This is a genomic window from Naasia sp. SYSU D00948 (assembly GCF_017916515.1).
In the GTDB taxonomy this organism is placed as follows: Bacteria; Actinomycetota; Actinomycetes; order Actinomycetales; family Microbacteriaceae; genus Naasia.
Genome location: NZ_JAFMTA010000001.1, coordinates 1127001 through 1148743 on the forward strand (window position 1 = coordinate 1127001; position 21743 = coordinate 1148743).

Below are 21743 nucleotides of genomic sequence, written 5' to 3' on the forward strand. Positions count from 1 at the left end.
AGGCGGCGTCCGTCCTGCGGTGCTCAGCATGCCGAGGACGGAATGCGCCGTCGCCCGCGGCTGTTCTTCCTGCCATGACGACTGCTCAGGAGCGGAACGAGGACGTGCTCGCCGCCGACACCGGCATGGGGGCCGTGACGCTGAAGGTCGCGGACCTGGACCGGATGATCGCGTACTACCGCGACGGGGTCGGGCTGGACCTCCTCGCGCAGCAGGGCGACCGCGCCGAGCTCGGCCGCGCGGGGCGCCGCGCCCTCGTCCTCGAGCAGCGGCGGGAGCTCCGTCACGCCTCGCCGTCGCAGGCCGGGCTGTACCACACGGCCTTCCTGTTCCCGGATCAGGCCGACCTCGCCGCCTCCGTGTACTCCGTCGCGAGACAGCATCCGGCCTCCTTCACCGGCAGCTCGGACCATCTCGTCAGCAAGGCGCTCTACTTCGACGACCCCGAGGGCAACGGCGTCGAGCTGTACTGGGACCGGCCGCGCAGCGAGTGGCAGTGGCAGGGGTCCCGCGTCGCGATGGCGACCATCTACCTCGACCCGAACCGCTTCCTCGCCGAGAACCTGACCGAGCAGGGCGCCGAGCGCGGCGTGCAGGGGGATGCCGGGGTCGGCCACGTGCACCTCAAGGTCGGCGACATCGCGGCCGCGAAGGCGTTCTACGTCGACACGGTGGGCTTCGAGGTGACCGCGGAGTTCGGCGGATCGGCCCTCTTCGTGTCGGCCGGCGGCTACCACCACCACCTGGGCATGAACTCCTGGCACAGCGCCGGCGCCGGCACGCGGACCCCGGCCCTCGGCCTCGGCGAGGTCTCCATCACCGTTCCGACCCTCGACGACCTCGGCGCTCTCCGCGAGCGCCTGACGGCGCGAGGGGTCCAGCAGCGCGACACGGGCGACGGCCTCAGCTTCGACGACCCGTGGGTCAACCAGGTCCACGTCACGGTCGCCCCGCCCGCCGCACTTTGAGCGACTTGCCGGGAAATCGCGGTTGAGGGGGCGCGGAGCCCGATTTTCCGGCAAGTCGCGTCGTGCACGCGGCCGCTGGGGACGCAGGAACGGCCGGTAGAATCGGACGGTCCCGAAACGGAAGGTGGCAGGTTGCCGACCATCGTCGTCGAAGTCATGCCGAAGGCCGAGCTCCTGGACCCCCAGGGCAAGGCGGTAGCCGGAGCCCTGCGGCGCCTCGGCAAGTCCGAGTTCTCGTCCGTCCGCATCGGGAAGCGATTCGAGCTCACCGTCGACGGCCCGGTCGACGACACCGTCCTGGCCGACGTGCGCGACATCGCCCAGACCCTGCTGTCGAACGGCGTCATCGAGGACGTCGTCGCGATCCGGACGGAGGACGACCGGTGAGGATCGGTGTCATCACCTTTCCGGGATCTCTGGACGACCGGGACGCCGCCCGCGGCATCCGCATCGCGGGCGCCGAGCCGGTTCCCCTCTGGCACGGCGACCACGACCTCCAGGGAGTCGACGCGCTCGTGTTGCCCGGCGGCTTCAGCTACGGCGACTACCTCCGCTGCGGCGCCATCGCTGCGCACTCGCCGATCATGACCGAGGTGATCGAGGCGGCGAACAGCGGGATGCCCGTGCTCGGCATCTGCAACGGCTTCCAGATGCTCACCGAGGCGCACCTGCTGCCCGGCGGCCTCATCCGCAACGAGGCGGGCGCCTTCGTCTGCCGCGACCAGCGCCTCCGCGTCGAGAGCACGAACACCCAGTGGACCTCCGCGTTCGAGGAGGGCGAGGAGATCGTCATCCCGCTGAAGAACGGCGAGGGCGGCTACATCGCCGACACCGCGACGATCGAGCGCCTCGAGGGCGAGGGCCGCGTGGTGTTCCGCTACCTCGGCGCCAATCCGAACGGCTCGATCAACGACATCGCGGGCGTGGCTAACGAGCGCGGGAACGTCGTCGGCCTCATGCCGCATCCGGAGCACGCCGTCGAGCCGGGCTTCGGTCCCGACACCGCCGCCGCGATGCGGTCCGGCGTGGACGGCCTCCGCTTCTTCCAGTCGGTCCTGCAGACGGTGCTCGCCTAGCCCGAGCCCGGCGTGCTCTCCGCGGCGTGCTTCGCCGCCTTCGCCACCAGGCGTTCCAGGACGCCGCGGTCGATCCGGTCGAGCCGCGTGACGTAGAGGCATCCCTTGCCGAGCCTGTGCGGTCCCAGCTCCTCGAGCAGCGGCTCCTCCTCGGGGCGGTAGGACGGGAAGAGCCCGTACAGCGTGATGGCCGCGGCCCGCGGGGCGAAGCCCACCACGAACGTGTCGCCCTCCCGGCCGCTCGCGTACCGGTAGTGCAGGTCGCCGACCCCCACGATCCCGCCGTTCCAGAGCCGGGCCGGCAGCCCGGAGCTCCGCTCGAGCATGTCGCGGAGCTCCCTCGCCTCCGCGCGGCGTCGCTCGTCCGCGACGGACTCCACGAACTCGGTCACCGGATCCGTGCTGGTCTCGCTCATGCAGCGAACGGTACCGCCGGGGTCCGACACGGGGAACGGTCCTTCGGCGCGACATAATCCGGGGATGGAGAACAGACCGTCGGCGGGCATGTGGTGCCTGCTCGGGGAGAGCGGGACGACCGCCCGCGTCGCGCAGGCCGGCTACGACTGGGTGTTGCTCGACGGGCAGCACGGCGCGTTCGACCGGTCCCGCGTCACCGACGTCCTCCGTCATCGCACGGACGCGTGGTCGCGGGTGCTGGTGCGCCCCCCGGGCCTCGACACCGCGTCGATCGGCGCGGCCCTGGACGCGGGCGCCGACGGAGTCGTCGTCCCGCTCATCGACAGCGCCGCCGATGCCCGGGCCGCGGCCGACGCCGCCCTCTACCCTCCCGCCGGCCGGCGCAGCTGGGGACCGCTGACGCCGATGTGGGGCCGGGACGCACCGCCGCCGGACGCCGCCAACCGGCGAATCGAGCTGTGGGTGATGATCGAGACGCGAGGAGCCCTGGACGAGCTCGACGCCATCGTCGCGACGCCGGGTGTGACCGCCGTGTTCGTGGGGCCCAACGACCTGTCGCTCGCACTCGGCATCACGATGGACGAGCTGCTCGCGGACTCCCGCGCGAACGCTCCGCTCACCCGGATCGTGGCCGCATGCCGCGGCGCGGGGATCCGCTGCGGCGCCTACGCGGCCGAGCCGGCCATGGCGGCGCGGTTCGCCGAGCTCGGCTTCGACGACCTCGCCGTGGCGACCGACGTCGCCGCGCTCGACGCGGGCGCCGCCCTGCTGAAGGGACACGGCGCCGCTTCGCCGCGGCCCGCCTCGTACTGAGCCAGGCCTGGCCAGGCCGCTGCATGTTCCGTCGAGTGCGGTGCCTGCCGACGAGCGCGGCCTGAGCACGGCCCGCGTTCGTCGCCTCGGCGCGCTCGGCCCGCGCTCGGCCAGTCTCCGGGTCCGCTACTCCGCGAGCATCCCGTACAGCGACTTCCGCAGCTGGTCCATCTGCTGGATGGCCGCCGCGCGCTGCTCGGGGGTCGCGTCCGACGAGAACTGCCGGACGGCCTTCACGAGCTTCATGAAGCTCGTCCAGAACGGGTCGTCGGCCTCGGGCTCGCCGCCCGGCAGGCCGCCCCAGGCGGCCTGGAGCCCGTCCGCGTGCTCCTCGACGTAGTCGCGGCCGGCATCGGTGAGCGTGTACTCGCCTCCGCGCACGTCCGTGCCGCTCACGACCAGGCCCTCGTCCACGAGCTGCTGCAGGGTCGGATACACCGAGCCGGGGCTCGGGCGCCAGCGTCCCTCGGTCCGCTCGTGGATCGAGCGGATCAGGCCGTAGCCGTTCGAGGGCCTCTCGGCGAGGAGCGACAGCAGGACGAGACGGACGTCGCCGCGGCGGGCGCGACCGCGGCCGCGGGGACCGAAGCCCGGGCCGAAGCCGGACCCGAAACCGGGGCCGGGGCCCCAGCCGTGCCGGCCCGGGCCGAAGGGGTGACCGAAGCCGTCGGGACCTCGGCGGGGGATGCGACCGCGGTGACCGCGGTCGGGGAAATCGGGGTGCATGGCTGCCTTCTCTCGGGTTCGATCGCGCGGTTGCCCGGACGACACAGTAACGATATATCGGTACTTATCACGACACAAGGACGGGCTCCGGAGCCGGGCCGCCTAGAATCGGTGGGTTCCCATCGCGAGCTGAGGAGTCCGACCGTGCCCGAGACCTCGCTGCAGGCTCCCGTCATCGACACCGTGGAGCGGGCGGCCGAGACCCCGGACCGCGAGCAGCCCTACGGCGCACTCGGCCTCAAGGACGACGAATACGCGCGCATCCGCGAGATCCTCGGCCGCCGCCCGACGAGCGGCGAGCTGGCCATGTACTCCGTGATGTGGAGCGAGCACTGCTCCTACAAGAGCTCCAAGGTCTGGCTGCGGCAGTTCGGCCAGAAGGTCTCCCCCGCCATGAAGAAGAACCTCATGGTCGGGATGGGCGAGAACGCCGGCGTGATCGACATCGGCGAGGGCTGGGCGGTCACGTTCAAGATCGAGAGCCACAACCACCCGAGCTACGTCGAGCCGTTCCAGGGCGCGGCGACGGGGGTCGGCGGGATCGTCCGCGACATCATCTCGATGGGGGCACGTCCGGTCGGCGTCATGGACGCCCTCCGCTTCGGGGCGGTCGACTCGCCCGACACCGCGCGCGTCGTCCACGGGGTCGTCAGCGGCATCAGCTTCTACGGCAACTGCCTCGGCCTGCCCAACATCGGCGGCGAGACCTGGTTCGACCCGGTGTACCAGAGCAACCCCCTCGTCAACGCCCTCGCGGTCGGCGTCCTGCGGCACGAGGACCTCCACCTCGCGAACGCGCGCGGCGTCGGCAACAAGGTGGTCCTCTTCGGCGCACGCACGGGCGGCGACGGGATCGGCGGCGCGTCCATCCTCGCGTCCGACACCTTCAGCGAGGGCGGACCGACGAAGCGTCCCGCGGTACAGGTCGGCGACCCGTTCGCCGAGAAGGTGCTCATCGAGTGCTGTCTCGAGCTGTTCCGCCAGGGGCTCGTGGAGGGCATCCAGGACCTCGGCGCGGCCGGCATCAGCTGCGCCACGGCGGAGCTCGCGAGCAACGGGGACGGCGGCATGGCCATCGACCTCGACCAGGTGCTCCTCCGCGACCCCTCGCTGACGGCCGAGGAGATCCTCATGTCGGAGAGCCAGGAGCGGATGATGGCGATCGTCCGCCCCGAGAAGCTGGACGGCTTCCTCGCGCTGACCGAGAAGTGGGACGTCGAGACGAGCGTGCTCGGCGAGGTCACGGACACGGGCCGGCTGCGGATCACCTGGCACGGACAGCTCATCGTCGACGTCGACCCCCGCACCGTCGCGGTCGACAGCCCGGTCTACGAGCGGCCGATCAGCCGCCCGGCCTGGATCGACGCGGTGAACGCCGACACGGCCGCCGCCCTGCCCCGCCCCGAGGACGGCGACGAGCTCCGCGAGCAGGTCCTCCGGCTCCTCGGCAGCCCCAACCTCGCCGACAAGAGCTGGATCACGGATCAGTACGACCGGTACGTGCTGGGCAACACCGCGCTGAGCTACCCCGACGACGCCGGCATGATCCGCGTCGACGAGGCCTCAGGGCTCGGCTTCGCGATCGCGACGGACGCGAACGGCCGCTACTGCTACCTCGACCCCTACCAGGGCGCACAGCTGGCGCTGGCCGAGTCGTACCGCAACGTGGCCGTCACCGGGGCCACCCCGGCGGCGGTCTCGGACTGCCTCAACTTCGGCAGCCCCGAGAACCCCGAGGTGATGTGGCAGTTCTCCCAGGCGGTGACCGGCCTGGCCGACGGCTGCCTCGCGCTCGAGGTGCCCGTCACCGGCGGCAACGTGTCCCTCTACAACCAGACCGGGGACCAGCCGATCCACCCGACGCCCGTCGTCGCGGTGCTCGGCGTGATCGACGACGTCGCGCGCCGCATCCCGTCGGGCTGGCAGGACGAGGGCCACAACCTGTACCTGCTCGGCACCACCTCGCTGGAGCTCGACGGCTCCGCCTGGGCCGGGGTGGTCCACGACCACCTCGGCGGCCGGCCGCCGGCCGTCGACCTGGAGCGCGAGAAGGACCTGGCCGCGCTGCTGGCCGCCGCGGCCTCCGAGTCGCTCCTCGGCTCGGCGCACGACCTCGCCGACGGGGGCCTCGCGCAGGCGCTCGCCGAGTCCGCGCTGCGGTTCGGCGTCGGCGCCCGCATGTGGCTCGGCGAGCTGTGCGAGCGCGACGCCATCGACGCGGCGACCGCCCTGTTCAGCGAGTCCACCGGCCGGGTGCTGGTCTCGGTGCCGCGCGAGGACGACGTGCGGTTCGTCGGTCTGTGCGAGGGCCGCGGCTACCCCGTCCTGCGCATCGGCGTCACCGACGGGTCGGGACCGGACGCGGCGATCGAGGTCCAGGACCTGTTCCGGATCCCGCTCGACGAGCTGCGCGTCCGCTGGACGGCCACGCTGCCCGCCCACTTCGCCTGAGGCCGGACTCCGCCGTCTCGCCGGCATCCCGGGCCGTTCCGGTCAGGACGGGCCGGAACTCCGGCCCGGAAGCACCGGAACGGCCCGAGTCGCGTCGGCGCCGGGCTCACTGGGCAGCGGCGCCGCCACTCCCCACCAGCTCACCGCGGGCCTGAGCCACGAGCTGATCGATCGGCAGATAGACCCGCAGCACGGTGATCTTCGCGGCCGCGACCTCGTAGAAGACGGAGTAGGGGACGCGGACCGTGTTGCCCGAGGGCGCGACGCCGCCGAACTCGCCGGTATGCGTGCCGGCGAACACGAACTCGGCCGCCGCGCCTCGCTCGCCCACGAGCACCTCGCCGACCTCGGGATGCGCATCGAACGCGACCTCGTGAAGGAAGCGGATCGTCTGCTCCACCTCCTGCGCGCCCCGGATCCTCATGTCGGACCAGAGGACCTCGAACAGGACGTCCTCGGCGAAGTACCTCCCGTAGTCCCCCCGGGCGGACAGGGCATCCAGATACCCCTCCATCGTCTCGCGCACCTGCTCAGTGGACATGGGACTCTCCCTCCTGGCCGTCGCGGGGCGCGACGGTCGGCCCCACCGTGCCACCCCGAGCGGCGACCGATCAGGGCCCAACGACCCGGCCGGCTCGCCCGCCGCCGCACATCCCGGGCCGATCCGGTGAATGTGGGCCGGCGTGCCGGCCCGGATCCGCCGAAGTGGCCCGGGTTGCGGGCAGCCGACGGACGCCGGGGTCAGGGGGCGGGCGCCGCCTCTGCCTTCGGCGCCGGCGCCTCGGCCCCCCACGCGCGGTTCGGCGCGGGCTTGGCGAAGAAGAGGACGACGACGGCGCCGACGAGTGCGATCGCGGCGGGCAGCAGCAGCGACTGTCCCATCGCGGCCGCGAACCCGTCCTGCAGCGCGGCCGGCAGCGTGGCGGCGCCGAACTCTGAGGCGCCCGCCGTCGCGCCGGACGGCAGTTCGGCCGCGAGGCGGGCCTCCATGAGCACCGCGATCCCCGCGCTGCCGAGCACGGCGCCGACCTGCCGCGTGGTGTTGTAGACCCCGGACCCGGCGCCGGCGACCTGGCGGGGCAGGTTCCTCGTCGCGGTGTTGGAGATCGGGGACCAGATGCCGGCGTTGGCGAGACCGAGTAGCGCGTTCGGCAGGAGCAGCAGCCACACGGGCGTGTCCGGCCGCAGCAGCACGGCGTACCAGGTGAGCGCGACCGCGAGGAGGATCATCCCGCCGAGGGCGAGGTTCCGCGGGTTCGTCCGGTCGACGAGCTTGCCGACCACGGGCGCGAGCACGATGCCGAGGACGGCCGTGGGGACGAGCATGAGCGCGCTCTGGGTGGGCGTCATCCCGCGCACCGTCTGGAAGTAGAAGATCAGCGGAAGCGACATGCTCGTGACGCCGAAGCCGACCGTCGTGATCGCCGCGTTCGCCAGCGAGAAGTTGCGATCGCGGAAGAGCGCGAGGGGCAGGAGGGGCTCGCCCCGGCCGAACCGCTGCCAGAGGACGAACAGCGTGAGGACGACGAGCCCGGCGATGATGAGCGACCACACGGAGATCGGCCCCGCGATGACGCCCCAGTCGTACGTCTCCCCCTCCTGGATCCCGAAGACGAGCAGGAACATGCCCACCGCGCTGAGGACGACGCCGAGCAGGTCGAAGCGGTGCGGGTGGGTGGGCAGGTTCGGGACGTTCCGCAGCACGAGGACGAACGCGAGGACCCCGACCGGCACGTTGAGGAAGAAGATCCACTCCCAGCCGAACCCGTCCACGAGAAGGCCGCCGAGCACGGGTCCCACCAGGGTCGCGACGCCCGCGGTGGCGCCCCAGAGGCCCATCGCCGCGCCTCGGCGGTCCGGGGGGAAGATGCGGGTGATGACGGCCATCGTCTGGGGCGTCATCATCGCAGCGCCGAGCCCCTGGACGACGCGCGCGGCGATCAGCATCTCGATGCTGTCGGCGAGGCCGCACCAGGCCGAGGAGAGCGTGAACACGGTCAGGCCGCCGAGATACAGCCGCTTGGGGCCGAAGCGGTCGCCCAGCCGGCCCGTGATCAGCAGCGGCACGGCGTAGGCGAGGAGGTACGCGCTCGTGACCCAGATGACGGCGTTGATGTCGGTGTCGAGTCCCCGCAGGATGGCCGGGTTCGCGACCGAGACGATCGTCGTGTCCACGAGGATCATGAAGAACCCCAGCACGAGCGACCAGAGCGCCGGCCAGGGACGGATGTGCGGATCCACTGCTACTCCTTCTGCCAGTCCAGGTCGCCGGCGGAGATCCGCTCGAGCAGCCGCTCGAGCCAGTCGATGTGGGCGCGCAGCATCGCTCGCTCGTGGTCCAGGTCGATCCAGTACCGCCCGGGGATCTGGCGCTCCGAGAGCCGGCGCGCGTCGTCGTCGAGGGCGGAGGCCGTGGCGCGGAGTGCATCGAGTCGTCGGCCGAGCAGCCGCAGCACCTCCTCGGCCGGCAGCGTGTGCGCCTGGCTGAGGGCGAGGGGGAACTCGGGATACTCCTCGCCGCGCCTCTCGAGCATCGACGCGACGCGACGGAGGAGGGCGGCCCGGCCCGCCTCCGTGATCCGATAGGTGGTGCGCTCGGGACGGTTGCCGCCGCGGTCCGTGCCCGCCGCCTCCACGAGGCCGTCCCGGCTGAGCCGGTCGATGGTGTGGTACAGCGAGCCGGGACGCACCTTGACCCGGCGGTCGTCCTTCCGCTGCAGCATCAGCTGGTACATCTCGTACGGATGCATCGGCCGCTCCTCGAGCAGTGCGAGGGCGGAGACGCCGAGGGGCGTGAGCGACGGTTCTTCCATGCGAATTATTCCGAATGGAATATACCAAAATCAGCCGGCGGGGCGCTCCGCGGTCGACGAGGCGATCCGCTCGTGGTGGTGGATGACCTCGGCGACGACGAAGCTGAACCACTTCTCGGCGAACGCCGGATCGAGGTGCGCCTCCTCCGCCAGTGCCCGGAGCCGCTGGACCTGCTGGCGCTCGCGCTCGGGATCCGCCGCGGGCAGCCCGTGGGCGGCCTTCAGCTCACCGACCCGCTGCGTGAACTTGAACCGCTCGGCCAGAAGGTGGGTGAGGGCAGCGTCGATGTTGTCGATGCTCTGGCGGAGGGAGAGCAGGTCGGCGAGGACGGCCTGGTCGTCGCCGCTCAGCGGCTGGTCGGAGAGACTCACCCCTCGACCCTAGCCGCGGCCTCCATCGCCCCGCCCGGGCCGACCGGAACCGAGCCGGCGCTCGAGGCCCGCGCGGACCTCCGGCCACTCGTCCACGAGGATCGAGTAGACGGCGGCGTCCCGCCAGGATCCGTCCGCGCGCCGGCGGTCGCGTCGCGTGATGCCCTCGAAGACCGCGCCGAGGCGGAGGATCGCGGCCCGCGAGCGCTCGTTGAGGACATCGGCCTGGAGCTTGACCCTGCCGAATCCGCTCGCGAACGCATGACCGAGGACGAGGAGCTTCGTCTCCGGGTTCACCTCGGTGCCCCAGACCTCGGGCGAGTACGCCGTCCACCCGAGGTGCGCGTGCTCGTTCCCGAGGTCGAGGTCCCCGAGCGTCGTCGTCCCCACGACACTGCCGTCGGCCTTCCGGAGGACCGCGTAGCTGATGCCCGCGCCCTCCCACTGGTAGTAGCCCTCGGCGAACTCCGTGAACCCCTCGAGCGTGTCCCGGTATCCCGCGGGCCCGCCGCCGTAGCCGCCCGCGAACACCTCCGGGCGGCCGATCGCGCGGAAGAGCCCGGACAGGTGGTCGCGGGTCAGCGGCTCGAGGCGCACGAAGCGTCCCTCGAGCGGCACGCGCGCCGGCTCCCGGGCGGTCACGTCAGTCGAGCAGGTCGTGACGGACGACGATCTCGTCCCGCGCGGGACCGACGCCGATCGCCGAGAACCGGGAGCCGCTCATCTCCTCGAGCGCGAGCACGTAGTCGCGGGCCGCGCGCGGCAGGTCGTCGAACTCGCGGGCGCCGCTGATGTCCTCGCTCCAGCCGGGCAGCTCCTCGTAGATCGGCTTCGCGTGGTGGAAGTCCGACTGCGAGACCGGCACCTCGTCGACCCGCATGCCGTCGACGTCGTACGCGACGGCGACCGGGATGCGCTCGAGGCCGGTCAGCACGTCGAGCTTCGTCAGGACGAAGTCGGTCACGCCGTTGATCCGGGCGCTGTAGCGGGCGATCGGGGCGTCGTACCAGCCCGTTCGGCGGGGGCGGCCGGTCGTCGTGCCGAACTCGAAGCCGCGGCCGCGCAGCCACTCCCCGCTCTCGTCGTGCAGCTCGGTGGGGAAGGGACCGGCGCCGACGCGGGTCGTGTAGGCCTTGACGACCGCAATGACCCGGTCGAACCGGTTCGGGGCGACCCCCGATCCGGTCGCGGCCCCGCCGCTCGTCGCGTTCGACGACGTGACGAACGGGTAGGTGCCGTGGTCCACGTCGAGCATGGTCGCCTGGCCGCCCTCGAAGAGAACGGTCTGCCCCTCGTCGAGCGCGCGGTTCAGGACGAGCGACGTGTCCGCGACCATCGGGCGCAGCCGGTCGGCGTACGAGAGGAGGTCGTCGACGATCTCCTCGGGGCTGATCGCGCGGCGGTTGTACACCTTCAGGAGCAGGTGGTTCTTCTGGTCGAGCGCTCCCTCGACCTTCTGGCGCAGGATCCCCTCGTCGAAAATGTCCTGCACCCGGATGCCGACCCGGTTGATCTTGTCGGCGTACGTCGGGCCGATGCCCCGGCCGGTCGTGCCGATCTGCCGCTTGCCCAGGAAGCGCTCGGTGACCTTGTCGATGGTCCGGTGGTAGTGGGTGATGACGTGGGCGTTCGCGCTCACCAGCAGGCGGGAGACGTCGACGCCGCGAGCGCTCAGCGCGTCCAGCTCGTTGAAGAGCACCTCGATGTCGACGACCACGCCGTTCGCGATCACCGGGACGACGCCGTCGCTGAGGATGCCGGACGGCAGCAGGTGGAGCGCGTACTTCTTGTCCCCGATGACGACGGTGTGCCCGGCGTTGTTGCCGCCGTTGAACTTGACGACGTAGTCGACCCTGCTGCCGAGCAGGTCGGTCGCCTTGCCCTTGCCCTCGTCGCCCCACTGTGCGCCGATCAATACGACCGCGGGCATGTGATCCCCTCACGTCTCTCGCTTGAGCCCCTAAATCCTAGTGGCGCGCTCCGTCGCGCATCCGAGCCCGCTCTGCCCAGGGCGTGCGTGCGGATCCACTCGTGCATGACGATCGCGGCGGCTGCCGAAGCGTTGATCGAGCGCGTGGACCCGAACTGCGGGATGTCGACGACGGCGTCCGCTGCGGCGAGCGCCTCGGGAGTGAGGCCCGGACCCTCCTGGCCGAACAGCAGCACGCAGCGCTCGGGGAGCGCGAAGTCCTCCACATGGACGGAGCCGGGCACGTTGTCCACCGCGACGAGCGGCAGCTGCTCGCCCCTCGCCCACGCGACGAGCTCGTCGATGGTCGCGTGATGCGTCACGTGCTGGTAGCGGTCGGTCACCATCGCTCCCCGCCGGTTCCAGCGGCGGCGCCCGACGATGTGCACGGCGCTCGCGAGGAACGCGTTCGCGGTGCGGACGATCGAGCCGATGTTGAGGTCGTGCTGCCAGTTCTCGATCGCGACGTGGAACGGATGGCGCCGGGCGTCCAGGTCGGCGACGATCGCCTCCATGCGCCAGTAGCGGTACCGGTCGACCACGTTGCGGCTGTCGCCCCGCTCGAGCAGCTCCGGGTCGTACTGCTCGCCCGTCGGCCACTCGCCCGCCCAGGGCCCGACGCCCGCCGTGCTCTGCTCCACGCTCGGCTGCGGCTTCCCCATGCGCCCAGGCTACGGCGCGTGCCTAGGCTGGAGGCCTGGACCGAGGAGGGACGAGCGATGGCCCGAGCGATCGTGATCGAGCACACCGGCGGACCGGAGGTCCTCGAGCTGCGGGACGTCGAGGTCCCGTCGCCCGGCCCGGACGAGCTCCTGGTCCGCGTCGCCGCCACCGGCGTCAACTACATCGACACGTATCACCGTTCCGGCATCTACCCGGTCCGCTTCCCCTTCACCCCGGGCGGGGAGGCCGCCGGAACCGTGGTCTCGGCGGGAAGCGGCACCGGCTTCCGGGAAGGCGACCGCGTCGCCACGGCCGAAGCGCGGGCGGCCTACGCCGAGTACGTCCTCGTCCCCGCGGAGAAGGCCGTCCCCATCCCGGTCGGGGTGGACGACCACACCGCCGCCGCCCTGCTCCTGCAGGGCCTCACGGCGCACTTCCTGTCCACGTCGACGTTCCCGGTCGGGCCCGAGCACACCGTCCTGCTGCATGCCGGGGCCGGCGGCGTCGGCCTGCTGCTGACCCAGCTCCTGAAGCGCCGCGGCGCCACCGTGTTCACCACGGTCGGGAGCCAGGAGAAGGCGCAGCTGTCGCGCGAGGCCGGCGCCGACCAGGTGCTGCGCTACGACGGCTTCCGGGAGCACGTCCGCGAGCTCACCAACGGACGCGGCGTCGACGTCGTCTACGACGGGGTCGGCAGGAACACGTTCGACGAGTCCCTCGGCTCCGTCGCCGTGCGCGGCCTGCTGGTCCTGTTCGGCGCGGCGTCCGGCCCGGTCCCGCCCGTCGACCCGCAGCGCCTCGCGGCGGCGGGGTCGGTGTTCCTCACCCGCCCGACGATGGGGCACTACCTGCGGGACTTCGAGGAGCGGTCTTGGCGGGCCGGCGAGCTCTTCGGCGCGGTGCAGGACGGCAGCCTCACGGTCCGGATCGGGGCCACCTATCCGCTGGAGGAGGCGGCCCGCGCCCACGAGGACCTGCAGGCGCGACGCACCACCGGGAAGCTCCTCCTTCTCCCCTGATCCGCATAGGGTCGGCACGTGTCCGACCCGCTGCCCGCCGCTCCCGGCGGCCTGTGGACTCCCGACGGGCCGGACCTCGTCGTGCACGGCGACAACCTCGACGTGATCGCCCGCCTGCCCGACGGCGCGTTCCGGCTCGTCTACCTCGATCCGCCGTTCAACACGGGACGCACCCAGTCGCGGACCACGCTCCGGACGGTCCGCTCGGCGACCGGCGACCGGGTCGGATTCCAGGGCGCGAGCTACGAGACGATCCGGGGCCGGGCCTTCTCCTACGACGACCGCTTCGCCGACTACTGGGCGTTCCTCGAGCCGCGGCTGGCCGAGGCGTGGCGGCTGCTGGATGCCGAGGGCACGCTCTACCTGCACCTCGACTACCGGGAGGTGCACTACGCGAAGGTGCTCCTCGACGGGCTCTTCGGCCGCGACTGCTTCCTCAACGAGATCATCTGGGCCTACGACTACGGGGCGCGCTCGACCAGGCGCTGGCCCGCCAAGCACGACACGATCCTCGTCTACGTCAAGGACCCGTCCCGCTACCACTTCGACTCGTCGGCGGTCGACCGGGAGCCGTACATGGCGCCGGGGCTCGTGACGCCCGAGAAGGCCGCGCTCGGCAAGCTGCCGACGGACGTCTGGTGGCACACGATCGTCTCGCCCACGGGCCTGGAGAAGACGGGGTACGCGACGCAGAAGCCCGTCGGCGTCCTGCGCCGCATCGTCGCCGCGTCCAGCGCGCCGGGCGACTGGGTGCTCGACTTCTTCGCGGGCAGCGGCACGACGGGCGCGGCGGCGCGCGAGCTCGGCCGCCGCTTCGTCCTGGTCGACTCCAGCGCCGACGCCGTCGCGGTGATGCGCGAGCGCCTCGGGGACGACCTCCGGTTCGTCTCCGCCTGACACCGGGCGCTCACCCGCCTTCGCTAGGGTCGGAGGCGAGGCGCGGGTCTTGCGGACACGTCACGCCCGGCAGCGGGACGGCGGATGTCCGCAGCACCCGCTCGACCCGGAAGGACCCGATGACCCGCCGAGACGACATCGACTGCTGGCTCACCGACATGGACGGCGTGCTGGTGCACGAGAACCAGGCCATCCCGGGCGCGTCCGAGCTAATCCAGCAGTGGACGGATCAGGGCGCGCCGTTCCTGGTGCTCACGAACAACTCGATCTTCACGCCGCGGGACCTGAGCGCCCGCCTCCGCGCGTCCGGCCTGATCGTGCCGGAGGAGTCCATCTGGACCTCAGCGCTCGCGACGGCGGACTTCTGCGCGTCCCAGATGCCGGGCGGGAGCGCGTTCGTGATCGGCGAGGCCGGCATGACGACGGCCCTCCACGAGGCCGGCTTCATCATGACCGAGACGGACCCCGACTACGTCGTCATCGGCGAGACCCGCAACTACTCGTTCGAGGCGATCACCAAGGCCATCCGGCTCATCAGCACGGGGTCCCGCTTCATCGCGACGAACCCGGACGCGACGGGCCCGAGCCCCGAGGGACCGCTGCCCGCGACGGGGGCGATCGCCGCCCTCATCAGCAAGGCGACCGGCAAGACGCCCTACGTCGTGGGGAAGCCGAACCCGATGATGTTCCGGTCGGCGATGAACAGGATCGGCGCGCACTCCGAGAACACCGCGATGATCGGCGACCGGATGGACACCGACATCGTCGCGGGCATCGAGGCGGGTCTGCACACCATCCTCGTCATGACGGGGATCAGCGACCGCGCGGAGATCGAGCAGTACCCGTTCCGGCCGAGCGAGGTCATCGACTCGGTCGCCGACCTGCTGCACCGGGAGCCGGTCGAGGTCGAGCTGTGACGTCGGCCGCTAGACGGGCGCCGCAACGCTTCCGGTGAGCGGCTGCCCCGAGCCGCGGAAGACGAAGCAGAACCAGCTGCGGTCCCCCTCGCGCCACTGCTCCTCCCCCGCGGGGTAGGCCGCCTGCCACTGCAGGTCCCCGTACTGCCCCGCCGCGACGGGGTCGAGCACCTCCGGACGGGTGCAGAGCAGGTTGAGCTCGGAGGTCAGCGCGTCGGGACCGGGATAGGGAGCCGCGATGTCCCCGGGGAACGTGCCGCGGGCGACCAGCTGAGCGGGATGGGGCTGGGCGCAGTCGACGACGGTGAACTCGCGGTCCCAGGGTGAGGCGAAGGGGTCGATGCACTCGCCGCCGCCGAGCTCGTCCCACTCGTAGGTGCCGGGCGGCACGGGACCCGCGGGCGCCGGAGCGAGCGTGGGCGTCGGGCTCGGGGTGGGCGCGGGAGTCGGCGACGAGGACGTGGGAGCAGGCGCCGGCGGTGGAGCCGGACGGAGCCGCGTGCCGAGGAAGAACGCGAGCGCCAGGCCGGAGAGGGCGAGCACCGCGACCGAGACCAGCACCACCGCGCGGGAGCGCCGGCGGTCGTCCGCCGTCGCTCGCCCGGCCTCCGGCATCCCCGGGTCGAGGTCCGCGGGCGCCCGTCCGGGGAGGGCGCCCTGCGGATCCGGCACCGCTACTCCAGGCCGAGGTCGGCGAGCCCGATGGCCGCCCGGTACGGATAGCCCTCCGCCTCGATGCGCTCCCGGGCTCCGGTGTTCCGGTCCACCACGACCGCGACCGCGGCGATCTCGGCGCCGACCTTCTGCAGCGCCTCGATGGCCGCGAGCGGAGAGCCGCCCGTCGTGGACGTGTCCTCCACGACGACGACCCGCTTGCCCTCGAGGTCCGGCCCCTCCACCTGGCGGCCGCGGCCGTGGTCCTTCGGCTGCTTCCGCACGACGAACGCGTCGTACGCGGCGCCTCGGGCGGCGCCCTGGTGCAGGACCGCCGACGCGATGGGATCCGCGCCCATGGTCATCCCGCCGACGGCGGCGACGTCCGGGATGTCGGCGATCAGGTCGAGCATGACCTGACCGATGAGCGGGGCGACCCGGTGGTCGAGGCTGACCTTGCGGAGGTCGACGTAGTAGCTCGCCTTCTTGCCGCTCGTCAGCGTGAAGTCGCCGTGGAAGACGGCCTCGCGGCGGATGTAGTCGATCAGCTGGTCGCGCGCGTCGGTCACGCGCTCCAGCCTAGGGCGGCCGCCGGAGAGCGTCGGGGGCGCCGGGTAACGTGGGCTCCATGCGGGTGGCCACATGGAACGTCAACTCGATCCGCGCCCGGGTGGACCGTGTCGTCGACTGGCTGAAGCGCGAGGACGTCGACGTGCTCGCCATGCAGGAGGTCAAGTGCCGGGCCGACCAGTTCCCGGTGATGGCCTTCACGGAGGCCGGCTACGACGTCGAGACGAACGGCACGAGCCAGTGGAACGGCGTCGGGTTCGCCAGCCGGCTCCCGATGGAGGAGGTCACCAACGGCTTCCCGAGCATGCCGGGCTTCGGCGCCGCGGGCGAGGACGGCGTCCTGGCCGCCGAGGCCCGCGCGATGGGGATTACCGTCGAGGGCATCCGCCTCTGGAGCCTCTACGTGCCGAACGGGCGCGAGGTCGGTCACGCGCACTACGACTACAAGCTGGACTGGCTCGCGAAGCTGCGCTCGGACACCGAGCGCTGGCTCGCCGAGAACCCGGACCAGCCGCTCGCCCTCATGGGCGACTGGAACATCGCCCCGCTCGACACCGACGTGTGGAACATCCACGTCTTCGACGGCTCCACCCACGTCTCCCCGCCGGAGCGGGCGGCGTTCGCGGAGTTCCAGCGCATCGGCATGACCGACGTCGTGCGGGACCTCGTCCCCGAGGGGTTCACCTACTGGGACTACAAGCAGCTGCGCTTCCCCCGCAACGAGGGGATGCGGATCGACTTCATCCTCGGCTCCCCGGCCTTCGCCGAGCTCGTGCAGGGCGCGGCCATCCACCGCAACGAGCGCAAGGGCACGGCGCCGAGCGATCACGTGCCGGTCGTCGTGGACATCGCGCTTCCCGAGGAGCTGGACGCCGACCGCCCGATGATCTTCTGACCGAGGCGCGCACCGGAACGGCAACCGCAGCGACGAACGGCAACCGCCTCCGGTTGCCGTATGTCGTGGGCGTTGCCGTTCCCGGCCCGGCCGGCGTCAGGCGAGCGCGACCAGCAGCGCGAGCACGGCGAGGACCGTCGCGACGGGGGTCATCACGTACCGCTCGGGCTTGCTCCGCGAGATCAGGTTCAGCGGGATCCCGAGCACGAGATAGGCGAACACGATCCACATGAGCACCCGCACGACGGGATCCACGGCGGAGGGCAGCAGGTCGAGCAGCCCGACGCGCTCCAGCGCCAGCAGCGCGAACGCGGCGTAGAGCACGATCGAGACGACGCTCCCGATGCGCTTCTGCCGCGGCAGCACCCGGTCCTGCCCGCCCCACGCCAGGTGGCCGAGCGGGGCTCCCGCGATGAGCGCGATCTGGAAGACGGCGAGGGCGGCGAGGATCACGCAGAACAGGACGGCGGCGACGGCGGGCACCGACCGAGCGTAGGGCACCCCTAGGGATGCAGGACGAGCGCCACGAGCAGGAGCACGGGAAGGGAGCCCACCGTCGTGAGCAGCACGGTGTCCCGGGTCACGATGAGCCCCCGGTCGAAGCGCTGGGCGTAGTTGAACACGTTCTGTGCGGTCGGCAGCGCGCCGAGCACGGTGACGGCGTAGAGCTGCTCGCCCTCCAGACCGAGCGCGATCCCGGCGAGCGCGGCGACGGCCGGCATGACGGCGAGCTTCAGGCCGGTCGCGAGCAGGATGTCCCGTCTGCCCGAGCCGGGCGCGAGGGGCCGCTGCCCGTGCAGTGACATCCCGAACGCGAGCAGCATGACGGGCACGGCCGCGGCACCGACCAGCTCGAAGGGCTCGAGGAGCGCCTCCGGCGGACGGATCTCCGCGAGGGACAGGGCGACGCCGAGCGCCGAGCCGATGAGCAGTGGATTCCGCACCGGCTGCAGCAGGATGCGCCGGGCCGACACGGAGCCGTGGGTGGAGACGTCGAGGAGGGTCAGCGCGACGGGGGCGAGGACGAGCAGCTGCAGCAGGATGACGGGCGCCGAGTACGCGGGGTCGCCGAGGACGTACACGGCGACCGGCAGGCCGATGTTGCCCGCGTTCACGTAGCCGGAGGCGAGCGAGCCGAGGACCGCCTCCGGGAGCCGCCGCCGCCAGAGGAGCAGCGCGACGGCCGCGAACAGCAGCGCCGACGCCACCGCCGCGATGGCTGAAGCGAGCAGCAGCGAGGAGAAGAGGCTCCGCACGTCCGCCTCGAGGAGGACCGTGAAGAGGAGGCACGGGGACAGCACGAAGAACGCGAGGCGGCCGAGGACCGTCCTCGCGCCGGAGCCGAGCAGGCCGGCGCGCCCGATCGCGTAGCCCACGGCGATGATCGACCCGATGATGGCGAACCCGATGAGCACACCAACCATCGCCGGGATCCGCTCCGTTCTTCCGGGAGGGATCCCCTCCCCCGCTACTCTCTCACCATGACGACGTATGCGGCCGCGCAGGGTCCCGTGCACGGTCCGCGCCCGGTGCGCACGTGGGATCTCGTCCTCTCGATCGTCCTGCTGTCGCTGTCCGTGCTCCTCGGCCTGCTCCTGCTCGTCATGTCGCCCTTCCTGGTCATGGCGAGCGACCCCTGTGGAGCGGCGTTCGAGTGCGACAGCGACCTCATGGGAGCGGGGTTCCTCGTCGCCCTGATCGGGCCGCCGCTCGTCCTCGTCGCGGGCATCGTCACGACGATCGTGCTCCTCGTACAGCGCCGCCTGGCCTTCTGGGTGCCCCTGGTCGCCAGCGCCGTGGCGATCGGGGTGTTCGTGCTCGGCGCCGCCATCGTCATCTCCGGCGTCCCCGGCGCCACCTTCTGAGCTCCGCTCCCGTTCCCGCCCGCCGGGGCGTCCGTCGACCTCCCGCGCAGGAAAGCTGCGCAGAGCACAACGAAACGAACCACGGACGCAACCTGCGCGCGCCCGGTCCGTCAATAGCCTCGGTCTCACGCCGAGACGACGGAGGAGAGATGGACGCGACATTGACGAGGACGACCCGCCGGACCGGCTCGGTCGACCCCGCCGCCTCCGCCGACTGGACGCTGCTCAAGGAGGCCGTGACGGAGCTCCGCGCACTCCAGCAGCGCGACGGGGCGCTGTTCGAGGAGGCCGACCGAGACCGGGCTGCGGTGCTCGTGGAGCGTCTGGATGCGGCGGTCGCGGCGCTCGCGCCGCTCTTCCCGCACGACTCGGACTACCTTGAGGCCGTGCGCGCCGACCTCACGGCCTGGTGCGCAGGCGGATTCGGCGTGCCCGACTTCACCCGGTCGCTCGTCGCGTTCCGGCCGGAGCTGAACCGGGTGGACGGGCTGCAGCACCTCGTCCTGTTCCCGATGTACACGCAGAACGGGAGCACCGACCGCGTCTTCGAGGCCGTGCTGATCGAGGTCGTCTGGCCCGCGTTCGTGGCCGAGCTCGAGGCGTCGTCCTTCTCCAACCCGATGTTCGTGCCGATCCGGTTCCTCGACTTCACCGCGGGCTACGACACCAACTCCGCCGTGCTGTTCCCCGAGACCGTCGCGACGGGACCCGTGCCGCCCGCCTTCACCTGGGGCGCGATCTTCGCCGACCGGGAGGCGGCCCGGTTCCGCCGGGTCGTCCGCCGTGCCGCGGAGATCACCCGTCTCGAGCTTCCCGAGGACGCGGAGCGGCTGCTGGGCGACCAGCGCCTCGCCGAGGAGACCTTCGTGCTCTGGGACCTCATCCACGACCGGACCCACATGCGCGGAGACCTCCCGTTCGATCCGTTCATGATCAAGCAGCGGATGCCCTACTTCCTCTACTCGCTGGAGGAGCTGCGGTGCGACCTCACGGCCTTCCGGGAGGCGGTGCGCCTCGTCCGTGCGGAGGACACCGATGCCCTCACCCGGGATCGCGCCCGGCTCGCCCAGTACGCGATCCTCTTCGACCGGCTCTTCCGCTTCCCGCTCACGGGCAGCCGCGTGCGCAACTACGACGGGCTGGGCGGTCAGCTCCTGTTCGCCTGGCTCCACCAGCGGCACGTCCTGCACTGGACCGACACGCGCCTCACGGTCGACTGGCCCGAGGTCCCGGACGCGGTCGTCGCGCTCTCCGACGCGATCGACGGCCTCTACTGGTCCTCGATCGACCGCCCGAAGACCGCGCACTGGCTCGCGGCGTACGACCTGGTGCGGGGGACGCTCGCGCCGCATCCGGCGTCGCGCTGGGCGCGCGGGCTTCCGGACGAGGTCCTGTCGGGGCCCCCGAAGGGGATGACGGACGCCGTCCTCGACGACGAGTTCCCGCTCTCGATGTTCTACGAGGCGCTCGGCAGGAAGCTGGGCGACGTCCTCGCGTCGACGTCCGGGATCACGGGGCGCGACTGAGAGAAGCAGCCGGGTCCGAGGCCGCTCCGGCATCGGAGAGGATGTATGCGTGAGACTGCATGACCCCGCCGTCCGGACCTTCGCCAGCGACAACTACGCCGGGGTGCACCCGGAGGTGCTCGCGGCGCTCGCGGACGCGAACGGCGGCCACCAGGTCTCCTACGGCGAGGACGCGTACAGCGGCCGGCTCGCGGAGGTCGTGAAGGAGAGCTTCGGCGAGCGCGCCGAGACGTTCCCCGTCTTCAACGGGACGGGCGCGAACGTCGTGGGCCTGACGGCGATGATGCCCCGGTGGGGCGCCGTCATCACGACCGGCACCGCCCACATCCACACCGACGAGGCCGGAGCGCCGGAGCGCGTGAGCGGGCTCAAGCTGCTCCCCGTCGGGACGCCCGACGGCAAGCTCACGCCGGAACTCATCGCCACGGAGGCATGGGGCTGGGGCGACGAGCACCGGGCCCAGCCGCTCGTCGTGAGCATCACCCAGAGCACCGAGCTCGGCACCGTCTACTCGGTCGACGAGATCCGCGCGGTGACCGAGTACGCCCACGAGCACGGCATGGCGGTGCACATGGACGGCGCCCGCATCTGGAACGCCGCCGCAGCCCTCGGGGTCTCGCTCCGCGAGTTCACGACCGACGCCGGCGTGGACGTCCTCAGCCTCGGCGGCACCAAGAACGGGCTGCTCGGGGCCGAGGCGGTCGTCGTCCTGAACCCGGACCGCGCCGAGGGGATCCTGTACCTCCGCAAGCTCAGCATGCAGCTCGCAAGCAAGCTGCGGTTCATGAGCGCGCAGCTGCTCGCGCTGTTCGAGGACGACCTGGGCCTGCGCTCGGCGGCGCACGCCAACGCGATGGCGCAGCGCCTGCGCGAGTCCCTCGAGGGCACGCCGGGCCTGTCCTTCTCCCAGCCGAGCGACGCGAACGCGGTGTTCGCGGTCCTCGACAACGCTGCCGCCGACCGGATCCGCCGGCGCTACCGCTTCTACGACTGGGACCGGGCCGCCGGCCAGGTCCGCTGGATGTGCTCCTTCGACACGAGCGAGGAGGACGTCGACGCGTTCGTCGCGGCCGTCCGCGAGGAGCTCGCCCGCTGATCCCCCCGAGATGCCACCTGGTGTCGTCATCCCGCG

Annotated in this window: 24 protein-coding genes and 1 pseudogene; 12 read left to right on the forward strand and 13 right to left on the reverse strand. The window is 71.8% G+C overall.

The window, feature by feature from the left end; translation table 11 throughout:
* Positions 1-74 precede the first annotated feature (74 nt).
* The 3 genes from J3P30_RS05330 (at position 75) to purQ (ending at position 2044) form a co-directional block, all read left to right on the forward strand.
* Positions 75-968, forward strand: coding sequence for a VOC family protein (locus J3P30_RS05330; protein ID WP_246852713.1), 894 nt, complete (start codon positions 75-77; stop codon positions 966-968).
* Positions 969-1100: 132 nt separating this feature from the next.
* Complete coding sequence (gene purS, locus J3P30_RS05335; RefSeq protein WP_210479915.1) at positions 1101-1355, forward strand: phosphoribosylformylglycinamidine synthase subunit PurS; 255 nt, start codon at positions 1101-1103, stop codon at positions 1353-1355.
* Complete coding sequence (purQ, locus tag J3P30_RS05340) at positions 1352-2044, forward strand: phosphoribosylformylglycinamidine synthase subunit PurQ (protein ID WP_210479916.1); 693 nt, start codon at positions 1352-1354, stop codon at positions 2042-2044. The genes purS and purQ overlap by 4 nt, the downstream gene beginning before the upstream one ends.
* Here purQ and J3P30_RS05345 read toward each other — a convergent pair.
* Positions 2041-2460, reverse strand: coding sequence for a DUF1801 domain-containing protein (locus tag J3P30_RS05345; RefSeq protein ID WP_210479917.1), 420 nt, complete (start codon positions 2458-2460; stop codon positions 2041-2043). The two genes, purQ and J3P30_RS05345, sit on opposite strands and share 4 nt — an antisense overlap.
* A 64-nt stretch (positions 2461-2524) precedes the next feature.
* Here J3P30_RS05345 and J3P30_RS05350 point away from each other — a divergent pair, with 64 nt between their 5' ends.
* Positions 2525-3274, forward strand: a complete 750-nt coding sequence (locus tag J3P30_RS05350) for an HpcH/HpaI aldolase/citrate lyase family protein (RefSeq protein ID WP_210479918.1) — start codon at positions 2525-2527, stop codon at positions 3272-3274.
* Positions 3275-3400: 126 nt separating this feature from the next.
* Here J3P30_RS05350 and J3P30_RS05355 read toward each other — a convergent pair whose 3' ends face one another.
* Complete coding sequence (locus J3P30_RS05355; protein ID WP_210479919.1) at positions 3401-4000, reverse strand: PadR family transcriptional regulator; 600 nt, start codon at positions 3998-4000, stop codon at positions 3401-3403.
* A gap of 144 nt (positions 4001-4144) precedes the next feature.
* On the opposite strand from J3P30_RS05355, the gene purL reads away from it, so the two are divergent.
* Positions 4145-6451: a phosphoribosylformylglycinamidine synthase subunit PurL gene (gene purL / locus J3P30_RS05360; RefSeq protein WP_210479920.1), complete on the forward strand. Its 2307-nt coding sequence runs from the start codon at positions 4145-4147 to the stop codon at positions 6449-6451.
* Positions 6452-6557: 106 nt separating this feature from the next.
* On the opposite strand, the gene J3P30_RS05365 is transcribed toward purL, so the two are convergent.
* From J3P30_RS05365 to J3P30_RS05395, 7 genes are all read right to left on the reverse strand, one after another.
* Positions 6558-6992: an ester cyclase gene (locus tag J3P30_RS05365; protein WP_210479921.1), complete on the reverse strand. Its 435-nt coding sequence runs from the start codon at positions 6990-6992 to the stop codon at positions 6558-6560.
* Between the two features lie 200 nt (positions 6993-7192).
* Complete coding sequence (locus J3P30_RS05370) at positions 7193-8635, reverse strand: DHA2 family efflux MFS transporter permease subunit (protein ID WP_246853025.1); 1443 nt, start codon at positions 8633-8635, stop codon at positions 7193-7195.
* Between the two features lie 59 nt (positions 8636-8694).
* Positions 8695-9264 carry a PadR family transcriptional regulator gene (locus J3P30_RS05375; protein WP_210479923.1) on the reverse strand — a complete coding sequence of 190 codons (570 nt, stop codon included), beginning with the start codon at positions 9262-9264 and terminating at the stop codon, positions 8695-8697.
* A 30-nt stretch (positions 9265-9294) separates the two neighbouring features.
* Positions 9295-9615, reverse strand: coding sequence for a chorismate mutase (locus J3P30_RS05380; protein ID WP_246853026.1), 321 nt, complete (start codon positions 9613-9615; stop codon positions 9295-9297).
* Positions 9616-9645: 30 nt separating this feature from the next.
* A complete protein-coding gene (locus tag J3P30_RS05385) occupies positions 9646-10278 on the reverse strand; it encodes a GNAT family N-acetyltransferase (protein WP_210479925.1) in 633 nt (210 codons plus the stop codon).
* Between the two features lies 1 nt (position 10279).
* On the reverse strand, positions 10280-11566 hold the full coding sequence (locus tag J3P30_RS05390; RefSeq protein WP_210479926.1) for an adenylosuccinate synthase: 1287 nt from the start codon (positions 11564-11566) through the stop codon (positions 10280-10282).
* The gene (locus tag J3P30_RS05395) at positions 11548-12267 is read right to left on the reverse strand and encodes a TrmH family RNA methyltransferase (protein ID WP_210479927.1); all 720 of its coding nucleotides are present in this window, start codon (positions 12265-12267) and stop codon (positions 11548-11550) included. Before J3P30_RS05395 ends, J3P30_RS05390 begins: the two co-directional genes overlap by 19 nt.
* A 57-nt stretch (positions 12268-12324) precedes the next feature.
* Here J3P30_RS05395 and J3P30_RS05400 point away from each other — a divergent pair, with 57 nt between their 5' ends.
* The 3 genes from J3P30_RS05400 to J3P30_RS05410 all read left to right on the forward strand — a co-directional run bounded on the left by J3P30_RS05400 (position 12325) and on the right by J3P30_RS05410 (position 15101).
* Positions 12325-13287: a quinone oxidoreductase gene (locus J3P30_RS05400; protein WP_210479928.1), complete on the forward strand. Its 963-nt coding sequence runs from the start codon at positions 12325-12327 to the stop codon at positions 13285-13287.
* An 18-nt stretch (positions 13288-13305) separates the two neighbouring features.
* The gene (locus tag J3P30_RS05405; protein ID WP_210479929.1) at positions 13306-14184 is read left to right on the forward strand and encodes a site-specific DNA-methyltransferase; all 879 of its coding nucleotides are present in this window, start codon (positions 13306-13308) and stop codon (positions 14182-14184) included.
* 119 nt (positions 14185-14303) lie between these two features.
* The gene (locus tag J3P30_RS05410) at positions 14304-15101 is read left to right on the forward strand and encodes an HAD-IIA family hydrolase (protein WP_210479930.1); all 798 of its coding nucleotides are present in this window, start codon (positions 14304-14306) and stop codon (positions 15099-15101) included.
* A 9-nt stretch (positions 15102-15110) separates the two neighbouring features.
* Here J3P30_RS05410 and J3P30_RS05415 read toward each other — a convergent pair whose 3' ends face one another.
* Together J3P30_RS05415 and pyrE are read right to left on the reverse strand one after the other, a co-directional pair.
* The gene (locus J3P30_RS05415; RefSeq protein WP_210479931.1) at positions 15111-15773 is read right to left on the reverse strand and encodes a hypothetical protein; all 663 of its coding nucleotides are present in this window, start codon (positions 15771-15773) and stop codon (positions 15111-15113) included.
* Positions 15774-15775: 2 nt separating this feature from the next.
* Positions 15776-16324, reverse strand: coding sequence for an orotate phosphoribosyltransferase (gene pyrE, locus J3P30_RS05420; protein WP_210479932.1), 549 nt, complete (start codon positions 16322-16324; stop codon positions 15776-15778).
* 59 nt (positions 16325-16383) lie between these two features.
* Here pyrE and J3P30_RS05425 point away from each other — a divergent pair, with 59 nt between their 5' ends.
* A complete protein-coding gene (locus J3P30_RS05425; protein ID WP_210479933.1) occupies positions 16384-17220 on the forward strand; it encodes an exodeoxyribonuclease III in 837 nt (278 codons plus the stop codon).
* Between the two features lie 96 nt (positions 17221-17316).
* Here the strand turns inward: J3P30_RS05425 and J3P30_RS05430 are convergent, their stop codons facing one another.
* Both J3P30_RS05430 and J3P30_RS05435 read right to left on the reverse strand, forming a co-directional pair.
* Positions 17317-17703 carry a hypothetical protein gene (locus J3P30_RS05430; protein ID WP_210479934.1) on the reverse strand — a complete coding sequence of 129 codons (387 nt, stop codon included), beginning with the start codon at positions 17701-17703 and terminating at the stop codon, positions 17317-17319.
* A 20-nt stretch (positions 17704-17723) separates the two neighbouring features.
* Positions 17724-18644: an AEC family transporter gene (locus tag J3P30_RS05435; RefSeq protein WP_210479935.1), complete on the reverse strand. Its 921-nt coding sequence runs from the start codon at positions 18642-18644 to the stop codon at positions 17724-17726.
* Between J3P30_RS05435 and J3P30_RS05440 the strand changes: the two are divergent.
* From J3P30_RS05440 to J3P30_RS05450, 3 genes and pseudogenes are all read left to right on the forward strand, one after another.
* A pseudogene (locus J3P30_RS05440) lies at positions 18582-19085 on the forward strand (DUF6264 family protein); the annotation flags it as partial. The gene J3P30_RS05435 and the pseudogene J3P30_RS05440 overlap by 63 nt on opposite strands.
* Positions 19086-19234: 149 nt before the next feature.
* Positions 19235-20611 (forward strand): DUF6421 family protein, encoded by a 1377-nt coding sequence (locus tag J3P30_RS05445; RefSeq protein WP_246852715.1) that lies wholly within the window; start codon positions 19235-19237, stop codon positions 20609-20611.
* Positions 20612-20660: 49 nt separating this feature from the next.
* On the forward strand, positions 20661-21707 hold the full coding sequence (locus tag J3P30_RS05450; protein ID WP_307807405.1) for a low specificity L-threonine aldolase: 1047 nt from the start codon (positions 20661-20663) through the stop codon (positions 21705-21707).
* The last annotated feature ends 36 nt before the right edge of the window (positions 21708-21743 follow it).